A 12023-nucleotide genomic window follows, 5' to 3' on the forward strand; every position below is an offset into this window, starting at 1 on the left:
TGTTGTCTCCCTAGAAAATCAATCGGTAGCCAAGCACCCCCCGATCAATATCGCTCCATTGAAAGGAAAAACCAGTGACTTGATGCGTAACCGAAAAATTGATTTGTTTTTTATCTAATGGATTATGTCTCGGATTGGAGTCCAATTGTAAGTGAGTTCGAAAAGCAGTAGAGATATGCAATAGAGATGCCGTCAAACCCACTGTGCCGCCATGCTCCGTATCTACTTGCGTGACCGGCACGATCCCGAGCCACAAGGGCAAGTCGAGCACTCGGCCAAAACCACCTCCCAAACCGATCTGCAAATTGGCTTTCGCTCCGTGGTCCCATCGAATACCACTCGCCAAAATCTTGGACTTTCCCCAACCATCCGCAGGCAAAGTTCGATTGTCGAAAAACGTCACACCAAAAACGCAATCGGTATCCTCTTGCCGCAAGCAACGGGCCCTAACCTTGGCAACTTCTAGTCTGCTGGGTTTGGGCAAGGGATCATTCAGCCAGGAATTCTCTGAAGTAAAAGCCAGGTAAGAAATATCCAACACTCGAGAAGATCCGTCAAACTGCAACTTGCCCCGTGATACTGGTGCACTTGGCGCCGCAACTCCCGAAGAAGGTTCGCGGTTATACATCACCAGCTTGGCAGCCCGATCCAGATCTGAATGTACGCTGAAATCCACCAAGGCTTTGTTGGCTCTGAAATACTCAAAACCGTCCTTTTTATTGGCCTGCGCTTGCGGCACAGACTTGAACTCTGCAAACAAACGGTCTGCTGACTTCACAACAAACTCGCCCTCTCGGTCTCCATAATTCAAATAAACATCGAGAGGTTGTCGAATACGCCAGTTCTCACGTAAACCTTTCTGGAACTGCGTAAGAAGCAACTCGATGTAGTAGGCACAGTTGATATTCAAAAAATCGTAATCAAAGAGTTGTCCCAATGACTCGTTCACCCGAACCTTGAGTTCCTGAATTGAAATCTCATGTCTCAAAGGACGGATGTAAACATCCCTTCCCTCTTGATCGTAAAGTCTCAGCTTGTCAGAGTAGGTTGATATTTTGTAATGCCCGGGCACCGTGCTAACCACGGTTTTTATCATCGCAAAGTCGATGTCTTTCAAGTTGCCGTAAAACTCAACAACCGGATCGTCGGGTTCAGGTTGGGTCGCGTGATGAAATACGATGAACACATGTCCGAAAACACTTTCTGGATCATTCAAGTTTGCTGCTGAAAACGCAATACTGGCCTTGGGATAATCATCAATTCCGCCGGCCAATACTGGGCTGACGCCCAAGAGAAGCAAAACCAAACTCTGTAGTTGCAATAGCCTGAAACCGGCTAGTAGGAAAGCAAACATGCAAAATCGAAAAGTGTTGCAGGTGAGTAATCTTCGATGAGTGCCCTTTTGAAGACGAGCCATTCGTCAAAGGTCTGTTCGGGCTTTCGGGTCTTCTTGTAAAGTGACCTAAGGTAAGGTCCGTGACCAACAGACCACTCCCGGGCAAGTCGTGAAAAATGCATCAAGATCCATGCATTGACGCCCGGGATACAATCGCTCGTAATTACTTTCCCGACTTGGTCAGGTCAATATTGAAATTGCCATCGCCCAATTTGTACATCGCGCCAGAGCTATAATCAGTCGTGGAGCCAAAGGGACCACCGCTCAACAAATTCACCCAAAAGGTGGGTTCAATACTGGTTTCGACAGCAACTGTTTTCTCTTCGTAACCTTCTGCACGCAAGGTAATGACATTGCCCTCTGCACCTTTAGGCTTGCTGACTTTTCCGATAAATGGTGTTTTACCCACTTCGGCGCCATTAATAAGGACTGTGGCACCTCTTACATTTGAGTTCACGGAAATTTGCTGGTCTTTGCCAGACATGATTGATGCACAGCCAGTGGCACCCAATACCGCAGCGCCGAGTACAGCGCGAGCAAGAATTTTATTCATGTTTTATACCTTGTTAGATTTAATATTAATCTTCCCGAGCAGGAAGTGATTTCCGTTCAACAATATCTAAAGTTTTTTTAATAACCTTACCGAGAACGGACGAGGGATACTATTGGTATCCAAAATCAAAGTAAATAAGAAAACATACACCCCCCCTTTTTTTAGTCCCTCAATGGAATTAGCCATGATCAACGCATACGCAGCTTTCGAGGCCAAAGGCCCGTTGAAACCCTTTCAATACGATCCGGGTGAATTGAACGCATTTGACATCGAGATCGATGTGGACCACTGCGGCATTTGCCACAGCGATGTCAGCATGCTTGACAACGACTGGGGCCGTGCCAAATACCCCATGGTGGCAGGCCACGAAATTATTGGTCGGGTAAGCCAAGTGGGCAGCCATGTCAGCCACCTGGCCATTGGTGATGTGGTGGGTTTGGGCTGGCATTCAGGCTACTGCGAAAGTTGCCGTATGTGCATGGGCGGCGACCACAACCTGTGCAGCACCGCCAAAGGCACTATTGTTGGTCGCCATGGCGGGTTCGCTGACAAGGTGCGCGCGCAAGCTGTCAGTGCCGTGAAAATTCCCGCAGGTGTCAACCCTGCTACTGCAGGCCCGCTGCTGTGTGGTGGCATTACCGTTTACAACCCGTTGGTGCAATTCAATATTTCACCGCAAAGCAAAGTCGCGGTGATCGGCGTGGGCGGCTTGGGCCACATGGCGGTCATGTTCCTGAAAGCCTGGGGCTGCGAGGTCACCGCATTCAGCAGCAACGCCTCTAAAACCGACGAATTGCTGGGCATGGGTGCACACCACGTGCTGAACAGCAAAGACCCCGATGCCTTGAAGAAAGCGGCTGGCTCATTCGACCTTATTTTGTCGACCGTGAACGTGAAGCTTGACTGGAACGCCTACATTGCCACCTTGGCTCCCAAAGGCCGCCTGCACTTTCTGGGTGCCGTGCTGGAGCCTTTGGACATTGGTGTGTTTGGCTTGATGGGGCAACAACGTTCCATTTCGTCTTCGCCTGTGGGCAGCCCGCGCGTAATCGCCGACATGCTCAAATTCGCAGCCCTGCACAATATTCAACCCATCGTAGAAACCTACAGTTTTGACCAAATCAACGAGGCTGTGGACAAAGTACGCAATAGTAGCCCCCGCTTTAGAGTGGTGTTGTCGCGATAACACCCCCCTTCTCACCCCCCACCCCCACCCTTTGATGTGATTGATTTAGTTGAACATTAAGAGGAATCTGGGTGGGAGGGTTCTGAATACACCAAGAAACGGCGAAAGACCGAAAAAAGCTCAGAGAGGACTGCAGGAATTTGCAACAAACTTATCACGTGAATGAAACATAGAGGGAAATTAAACCCTTTATAAATCATGGATCTTTGATGATCACCTCATGTGGATACTTAGAATTTGTCGCAATTTTTGTAGGTACTGTTACATGAAATGACAAAAAATGTGATTTTTTTCAAACATTTGTTCAGTCAACACTTGTTCGCGCAATAAATTCGAGCAAGTATTCATTAACTCAACGAGTGAACAATAAAAATATGGTCGCACAAACAAAGCCATTCGAGAGTACTTCTGCCATGCTTGCAGGGCTGTCCTCTGGCAACTCGATTACAAACAATATCGCTTATTTCAGGGCAAATCACCCGGTTGATCCATGCGACTGTGAATACAGCGAATTGGCCGCGCACATTGAAGACACGGGCCTACTCAACCTGAGCTTGCCATTTATTCTGCAAGGTCTGGCTGAAACAGAAGGAACAACCTGGCATTACTTTCGCGGCCTGATGAAAGCCTATTCAGAGCTACGTCCCAAAGTAAAAACCATTGAGTCCACGCCTCGACTAATTGGTGAACTGTTGAAAGTGTGTATCCACGAATACGACGCCATCAATCAAGAAGCATTCGATGAAGCACAGGCCTGCAGTCTGGCTGTGCTGGAAACTGCGGCTTACCTTTTGGTTCATTACAGCCCGCATGAAGGCAATCAATGGCTTGACGCGATTTATCAAGATTGATTTGCCTCTGACAAAAACCCCCTGACGCAGCAGAAAAAATTTGGGATTGCTGCAAAAGAAAATATTTCGTATATTGATATATATTCGAATTTATAAAATTTGCAAACTCGCTGAAAACCGATCCATACGAAGAAGGTAAAACGAATATGGAATTTGCTCTTGGTCTAGCCATTGTGTTGATGGCATGGAATACAACCGGGGAAACGAGTGGGGAGACAGGCGCCACAGTTGTGATGGAGGCACCCACACCTGCCATGGTGGCCGAGAAACATGAGGACCACCTTCCTTATTTCGCTGATGAGTTGCTATCGCGCAATGTTGAGCTGGCCAGGCACAGCGCCCCAGACCCCCTGCCGCAAGCCCGAAGCTTCGTAGCAGTTGCTCAGCCCAACCTCGAACCCAAATCCCCAAGCGCCACTTCAAACAAACCCAGCAACATACAGCTGGCCATGCAAGCCCCCTCCTCCGACGTATTCATTGTTGACCTGCCGCCCAAAGTGATTCGGGAAGCCGAGCAATTGGCTGCCCTGCCGGTGAAACAGGAGAGCGCAAGGCTGGTGGTGACACCGCGTGCCATTCAATGGGAATTGCGGGTTGAAGACGGCAGGCTGGACAAAGCCATTCGCCGTTGGGCCAAGGAAGCGGGTTACACATTTCGCTGGGATGCCGACCGTTACGTGATGATTGCAGCCGGCACCACCTTCTCGGGCACCTTTGAATATGCAGTAGAACAAGTGCTTGAAACACCCGGAATCAAGAACAGCGAATACCCCTTGGAAGCCTGTGTTTACAACAACGAGCCGCCATTGCTGCGAATTACCCGCTTGGGCGATCAAAAAGAAGAGTGCCGATAAAACATGAAGACACCACTGAACAGAACACTGGTATGCACTGCTGTTGCAGCATTGCTAAGCCTTGGAACAGCAGCTTGCACAGGCCCACAGATCAAGGCTGAAGTACAGGCCGACAATGACAACGGTTTGCGCAAAGTTGAGCAGGTGAACACCAGCTTGCAAACCAACGGTTCCTTTCGTGGTGGTCGGCAATACGCCGAAGAACAAGCCAAGCAACAACAAAATGCGAAGGTGCTGAAACGCGCCAGCAAAAGCTGGATTGGCGGCACCTTCGTGCATGTGAATGACGACGACAAGTTGCCCGCGATTTTTCATGAAACCTACAAAATGAATTTCGCGGACAAAGGCCGCCCTGTGGATTTGAATACAGTGGCAGCCCGCCTGACCCAAATGGTCGGCATTCCTGTGCGCATTCAGCAAGACGTATTCAACACACCAGTCAGCGCCGAACCCCGCCGTGGCGCACGCCAGTTACCACCAGTAAGCGCCCCTACCGAGGCGGCACCACCGGTATCCACGCCAGTCGCAGTGGACAGTGTGGCCCTGGCGCCCCGCACCACCGTGGGTGCCGTGGCGATGAACTGGGACGGTACACTGATTGATTTTTTGAACAACACCACCGACAAACTGAGCTTGTCCTGGGAGTACCGCGACAACTCAATTGTCATCATGCGTTACACCACAGCCATGTATGAGCTGGCCTCTTTCCCCAATGGCTATGAATACGCCATGAGCAGCGGCACGCAAGGCCGGGTGCGGGGCAATGAAGTGCAAAGCAATTCGAATTTGAGCGTGTCCGAGAAAGGGAAAATTGACGGCCAGGCCAGCATACTGGAAGTGATCAACCGCATGGTGGCCTCGGTGCCCGGTTCCGAAGTGATCGTAGCCGAAGGCACTGGCCGAGTGATGGTTAAAACAAGCCGCGACATGCAAACCCAGGTGCGCGACATGATCCGCGCCGAAAATGCAAACATGCTGAAACAGGTGCATGTACAGCTTGATATTTACTCGGTCATGTCCAAGAAAGACGACCAACAGGGCGTGAACTGGGATGTTTTTTTCAGAAGCCTTTCTCAGCGCTACGGCATTGGCGTGTTGTCGCCCGAATCGCTGGTGGCCCCTGAAGCAGGTTTGATTGCACTGACCATTCCGGAAGCCTTGCAAGGTTTCATTCCCGGACAAAACCCGCCTAACAGCCCTACCAATCAACGCTTTGGTGCCAGCTCGGCCATTGTGCAAGCTTTAAATGAAATTGGCGACAATGTTCAACACCGCCCCATTTCCCTGGTGGCATTGAACAGGCAGTGGGCACGCAAAGCAAGGCTGACTACCACGGGTTATTTGTCGGAAACGAAACCCGCCTCCTCAGGTGCTCTGGGTGGCGGCACAGGTGTACCCGGCTTGACCACCGATGAAATTACAACTGGTGACCAGTTTGCGGCCATGCCGTTTATTCTGGACAACAACACCATCATGCTGAAAATGGGCATCAGCTTGTCTGACCTCACCAGCCTGCTGGAAATTACCACTGGCTCTGGCGAAACCCTGCAACGGGTTCAAACGCCCAACACCAGCAGCATTTCTGACCAGTACACCATCGCACTTCGCCCAGGTGAAGTGATGGCCATCACAGGTCTGTCACGCGATGTATCCGGTTTCACCGAGCGCAAGCTGACCGAGCAGGCACCATTGCTGGCCGGTGGTTCGCGCAACCTGTCCACCATGCGAGAGAACTTCATCGTTCTGGTTCGCGCGGTGGTGCTGTAAGCATGGAGATGCGCCATGGCTGAGCAATCTGCAGTAGTTCATCAGCTGGGGAAAAAAGCCTACATTGCCGGCTTGAACTGGCAGCCACTGGCACGCTCAAGCTACAGCAAACGCATTGCCGATATTCGGGAGTATGCCGACCGCATTGATGCCACCAAGCATATTTTGCTCAAGGGCCATCAGAACGAATACCTGGGTCTTTATAACTACGATCCTGATATCTCGGATGAAGAACGCACCGGGCAGGTGTACAGCCTGGCGGCCATGTTGGCCACACAGAATGAGCAGGAACACGCCATCTATGCCATTCGCATAGAGGAAGGAAGCAAGAAAGGCCAAATGGCCTTGATGGTGATTGAACAGGGTGCGCCCACCATGGACATCATCGGCAGCGATGCCGAGGTAGTCAGCACTGTGAACACTTACACCAATGGGTCAATCGAAAGTTCGGAATACCATGTTTACAGCAACGCCCCAGAGCTGTTTCCGAGTGCCCTGCCCCTGGACATTGCAGCGCGCTTGGGCAGCTTCAGCAACAAACATGCGCTGATTGGTTTACCCACCGATTTGATCAAAGCCTCGGCGATGCTTGCCGTGGTGCTTCTGCTGGCTGGTGGCGTGTATGGCGGCAACGAATACCTGGAAGCCAGCGCACGTGAAGCGCGCATGAAGCAGGCGCAGTCAAGCATACAAACCCCGCAATATTTGAAAAAACTGGCGACCGATCAGCGCAATGTGGGGCTGGCCAATACCGATGTAATTGAAATGCTGAACCTGTTGAGCGAGCAACCTTTCATGGCGCGAGGCTGGCTATTGGAAAGCATTCAGTGCAACCTGGGCAAGTGCAGCAGTGAATGGCAATCGCAAGGCGGCTACACGCAAGAGTTGGTGAGCTTTTTGAACAACCAGCAAAGCAGCCCCGACCCCAAAGACGTCAACAAACTGAAGTTTTCGTTTTCATACGACATGGCCTCCCGGGGCATTCAGCAGTTGCAGGATTTGCCCAAAAAACAGGAAGCCAGCGAGCTGCTTTACCTGGAACAACAGGCTTGGCAAAAAGCGGGCATTCAGTTCAAGGTCGACACCCAAGGCCAAACCTGGCCCACTGGCTTCAAGAGCATTCCACCCAATGTGTCGGTGAACCGGCATGCAACTGAGGTGACGGGCAGCCTGACCCTCATGAAAGACTTTCTCGATCGATACCCTTCCGGAATTTACTGGAATCAGATTTCCATGAAGATTGAACCCAAAAACCTGGATGCCGCCGTGATGGTGACATTGAAGGGAGCACTGTATGCGTACTAAATATTTACTGGGCGGCCTGCTGGCGACATTGGCATTGAGCAGCCTGCATGCGCAGGAAAATGCAACACCCAAAGTTGAAGCCAAGGCCGAGAACAAAACCGCAGTGACACCGGTTGAGAACATCAAGCTCAATGGGGTAACAGTGCCTTTGAACATCAAGACACTGGCTGAAATTCAAAGACTGCAAGAAGAGCAAGCCATGCGGGAAGAATTACAAGCGGCGCTGAAAATTGGTGGCAGTGTAACAAGCACGGCAAGTAAACCATTGGCAACACCCACACCCGCAGCAGTTGCGCCAAGCAAAGCCACAGCAGCCCCAGTGCGAGCCACCAGCAAGGCAGCATCTGCAGTTTCAGCCAACACAGTACTCGGCGTGTATGGCACAACAGGTGCAATGACCGCTGAAATTCAAACAGCAGGTCGAAGCGTACGTACGCTTCGCGAAGGCGAACAACTAGGCAAATTCAATATCAGGCGAATCACACAGAACGGACTGGAATTGGTCGCAAGCAACGGCAACACGCAGCATGTCTCCGTGGGTGCGCAAGTGAGGTTTTGATCATGAAAAGAGACCTGGCACTGAATGTGTTGGCCACGCAAGCGGACAAAGCGCTGAAAGTTGAAAAACTCAGTGAATTGCCCGCGTTTTCGCGCGTGCTGACCGACGGCAGTGCGGGGGCTTTGCTGAAGCTACCCGCTGCAGTTGAAAAACATGTGTGTGCCATTGAAACTGGTGTGAAGCGCGCGATCATTTTGTATGATGCGGAAAAACTCGCGCAGATTCGCCCTTTCATTTCACACCTGCGCGGCAAACTGATTGCCGAGAAATTCACGTTTGAGCGACCCGAAATTGGTTGTGGTGGTGGCGTAATCGAGCACTTGATCGAGAACTCCCGAACCAAAATCGACAGTACCGAAGGCGAAGAAGACCCGGCTGTAGCGCAGTCCAAAGCCAAAGAAATTTTTGAATCCTGGGTGGCTTTGGCTGTGCAGGAACGCGCAACCGACATTCACGTACAAGTGATCAACAACATTGCGGAAGTGAAACTGCGCGTGGATGGTGAACTTGAATTTTTGCGTGACCAGCAAGGCGGCGTGTACACCCCGCTGCAAGCAGAGCGTGCCGTAGCTTGGGCCTACAACAATGCATCGGGCAAGGGGTCGAACAGCAACAGTCAATTCTCGGTGGGCGAAAACCTGTACTGCATGATCGCCGCCCGCGAAGTGGGTGGCAAACGTGTAGCCATGCGCTATCAATCCATGCGAGGTTGGGCCGGTATCAAAGTGGTGTGCCGCTTGCTATACGTTGACATTGATGCACCCACTCTCAGCTATGAGCAATTGGGTTATGCCCCTTCGCACATGAAGCAGTTAAAGAGTGCGTCCAATACACCCTCTGGTACCATTATTTTTGCGGGTGTTACAGGTTCAGGCAAAACCACCACGCTGAAAACTTTCATTGAAACGCACCCCGGCAACGGTACAGATGCGTTTTACTCGATTGAAGACCCGGTGGAATACCCATTGCGAGGCGTGCACCAAATTCCGATTCAGCGTGATTTGCTTGACCGCAAAGGCTCAGCCGCCAAATACGCCGAAGTGGTTGCAGGCCTTATGCGTGCCGACCCGGGCTGCGTGTTGATGGGTGAAATTCGCGACCCGGCCACTGCAATTTCAGCGCAGCAAATTGTTGAAACAGGCCACATGGCTTGCGGTACGGTGCATGCGCATTTGATTTCCGGCATTGTGCCGCGCCTAACCAACGAAGAAATTGGCATGAGTCGCGACGTGCTGACCAACCCCAATATTTTGACATTGCTGGTGTACCAGGCCTTGGTACCCAAGCTGTGCCCACACTGCAAAATTGGTGGCCGCCTGTACCAACAGGGCATGCCCGATTCAGAGCATGTATTTGAGCTGCTCGACACACTGGAAACACGCTTTGAACTGGGGCGCGACCTGTTCTACTTTAAAAAACAAGGCGGCTGCCCCAAATGCAAACACCGCGGCACTGCGGGCTTGAGCGTGGTGGCTGAAATTCTGACCCCCGACCGGAAGTGGCTGAACCTGATTCGCCAAGGCAAAGACTACGAAGCGATGATGTACTACCGTTCAAAATCGGATGGCAATTTCCGATCAGCGAACATGGACGGAAAAACAGTGTTTGAACACACCTTGTACAAGGCATTGCTGGGCGAAGTGGACCCGCGCCACTGCGAACGCTTTGACAGCTTTGACCGTTTCGAAATCATGAACGACGCCGACCGCGCCGAAACTGCGGCTTACACCTGAACATGACATTCAAAAAGAAACTCAGCAACTTTTTCAATGCCATCAACTTGATGGACTTTCGCGGCAAGCGCGAAGCATTTTACGAACAGCTCGCCAAGTCGATTGAAAACAAAGAACAGTTCAAAACCTTTCTGGAAGAAGAACTGAAAATTGCCCGCCACAAGCGAACACGCAACAGCAGCCGGGAAGCGGCCTTGAAGCTGATGGTTCGTAAACTGAGTTTGGGCGACGACTTTCTGATTAGCCAAATTCTGGGCACCGTAATGCCACAAAACGACCGCATGATGCTGGCCGCCGTGGACGAAGCCAAAGACAAACCGGGCACCTTGCGTGCATTGGCCGCAGCGATCAAATCGCAAAAAGAAGCCAAAAGCGTGATCTGGAAGGCCATTTTCCCGCCCATGGTGTTGATACCCGGTGTGGCAGGTTTCAGCTACGTGCTGGCCACGCAGTCCATTCCAATTATTGTGAAAGTGGCACCGCCTGAAGTGTGGACACCGTTCAATATGTCGGTGCGAATCGTGTCGGAAATTGTGGCTTCTCATGGCGGTTTGATTGTGGCCAGTGTTATTGGTGCTATCGCCGCATTTACTTATGCCCTGCCCCGCTGGAAAGGCAATTTGCGAAGCCAATTGGAGCAAGTGCCGCAGGGCTGGGGCTTCTTGCTGTTTCCAGTGGCGCCGTTCTTGCTGCCGCTGTCGATTTATCGCGACTTTCAGGTCAGCCTTCTGGTCACCTCGCTCGCGGTGCTATTGAAAAGTGGAGCCACTTTGTCGTCGGCACTGGACACACTGAAACGCAATGCCGACCCCTGGATGCGCTGGCATTTGAAAAAGATCATGAACCACTTAAATGTGGCCCCTACTGATTACATACCTGCCTTTAGCAAAGGGCTGATGAGCCCGAAACTGCTGGCCCGCCTGGCCACCACCATTCGCAACAACCCACAGTTCGACAAGATTCTGATTCAACTGGGCACCGAAGGTGGTGAAGACATTCGCAATGAAATTGGCAACACCGCCAAGGGTTTGAATGCCGTGTTATTGAGTGTTGCTGCGGCTGTGGTGGTGTTTTTGTACGTGGGGCAATTGTCGATCAGCCAAAGCATGACCGAGGAACTGGACCCTGTGAAAAGAATGCAACGCATGCGTTGAAATAAGTGCTTGACACCACAACTGATTGATCTACAATCAATCCGTCTGTTGGTATATATACGGAATGCTTGGGCCAACATGTACTACACAATTTCCCTTCGGAGAGGAATCAAAAATGATTACATCGCACACACTGAATGCCCGCCGCAAACAAAGCGGTATTACCCTGATTGAAGTATCAATCGGCCTGATCATTGCAGCGATTGTTGCTGCCGCAGCCTTTATCGCATTTCAGAACAATGCACGCCGTACCGAAGTTCAAGACAACATCAAGCAGATTACGGAAATCGTCAGCGAGACCAAGCAGAAGGTTGGTATCAATGGTGGGGCTGCCGGATACACTGGACTCACAGCAGAACTGGCTGCAACTCTAGGTATTCTGCAAGAAATCGGTCAATTAAATAGTTATGGTCAGGCTATCAATCTCACCGAGGGAACTGACGCTGTAAACGAGGCAATACTTACGTGGAACGGCGTTGAAGGCGATCAGTGTACTGATATCGTTCTCGCAGTCGGATCTGCAGCAACGAACGTTGCAAATGGTGAAGTCGGAACGTGGGATTTAGAGACAAACGGTCAAATGAGTCTCGCTAACGCAGGCGTGGTATGCGGAAATGATCCTGAAGTCGTTGCAAATCTGGCAATCACCTTCGGCCGTCGTTAAT

At 51.2% G+C, this 12023-nt stretch carries 11 protein-coding genes; 9 read left to right on the forward strand and 2 right to left on the reverse strand.

What is annotated here, in order from left to right; translation table 11 throughout:
• Positions 1-10: 10 nt before the first annotated feature.
• The gene (locus HKT17_RS09875) at positions 11-1354 is read right to left on the reverse strand and encodes a lipoprotein N-acyltransferase Lnb domain-containing protein (RefSeq protein ID WP_171099719.1); all 1344 of its coding nucleotides are present in this window, start codon (positions 1352-1354) and stop codon (positions 11-13) included.
• 205 nt (positions 1355-1559) lie between these two features.
• Positions 1560-1949 (reverse strand): PEGA domain-containing protein, encoded by a 390-nt coding sequence (locus HKT17_RS09880; RefSeq protein WP_171099721.1) that lies wholly within the window; start codon positions 1947-1949, stop codon positions 1560-1562.
• A gap of 184 nt (positions 1950-2133) precedes the next feature.
• On the opposite strand from HKT17_RS09880, the gene ahr reads away from it, so the two are divergent.
• The 9 genes from ahr (at position 2134) to HKT17_RS09925 (ending at position 12022) form a co-directional block, all read left to right on the forward strand.
• Positions 2134-3135, forward strand: coding sequence for an NADPH-dependent aldehyde reductase Ahr (gene ahr, locus HKT17_RS09885; protein WP_171099723.1), 1002 nt, complete (start codon positions 2134-2136; stop codon positions 3133-3135).
• Positions 3136-3509: 374 nt separating this feature from the next.
• Positions 3510-3986, forward strand: coding sequence for a hypothetical protein (locus HKT17_RS09890; RefSeq protein ID WP_008248912.1), 477 nt, complete (start codon positions 3510-3512; stop codon positions 3984-3986).
• Positions 3987-4132: 146 nt separating this feature from the next.
• Positions 4133-4840, forward strand: a complete 708-nt coding sequence (locus tag HKT17_RS09895) for a TcpQ domain-containing protein (RefSeq protein WP_171099725.1) — start codon at positions 4133-4135, stop codon at positions 4838-4840.
• 3 nt (positions 4841-4843) lie between these two features.
• Positions 4844-6607: a type II secretion system protein GspD gene (locus HKT17_RS09900; protein ID WP_171099727.1), complete on the forward strand. Its 1764-nt coding sequence runs from the start codon at positions 4844-4846 to the stop codon at positions 6605-6607.
• A 15-nt stretch (positions 6608-6622) separates the two neighbouring features.
• Positions 6623-7912 (forward strand): type 4b pilus protein PilO2, encoded by a 1290-nt coding sequence (gene pilO2 / locus HKT17_RS09905; protein ID WP_171099729.1) that lies wholly within the window; start codon positions 6623-6625, stop codon positions 7910-7912.
• A complete protein-coding gene (locus HKT17_RS09910; RefSeq protein ID WP_171099731.1) occupies positions 7902-8471 on the forward strand; it encodes a hypothetical protein in 570 nt (189 codons plus the stop codon). The genes pilO2 and HKT17_RS09910 overlap by 11 nt, the downstream gene beginning before the upstream one ends.
• Positions 8472-8473: 2 nt before the next feature.
• Complete coding sequence (locus HKT17_RS09915) at positions 8474-10204, forward strand: GspE/PulE family protein (protein ID WP_171099733.1); 1731 nt, start codon at positions 8474-8476, stop codon at positions 10202-10204.
• A 2-nt stretch (positions 10205-10206) separates the two neighbouring features.
• Positions 10207-11358, forward strand: coding sequence for a type II secretion system F family protein (locus HKT17_RS09920; protein ID WP_171099735.1), 1152 nt, complete (start codon positions 10207-10209; stop codon positions 11356-11358).
• 115 nt (positions 11359-11473) lie between these two features.
• Positions 11474-12022 carry a prepilin-type N-terminal cleavage/methylation domain-containing protein gene (locus HKT17_RS09925; protein WP_171099738.1) on the forward strand — a complete coding sequence of 183 codons (549 nt, stop codon included), beginning with the start codon at positions 11474-11476 and terminating at the stop codon, positions 12020-12022.
• Position 12023 lies beyond the last annotated feature (1 nt).

Source organism: Limnobacter sp. SAORIC-580, from assembly GCF_013004065.1.
In the GTDB taxonomy this organism is placed as follows: Bacteria; Pseudomonadota; Gammaproteobacteria; order Burkholderiales; family Burkholderiaceae_B; genus Limnobacter; species Limnobacter profundi.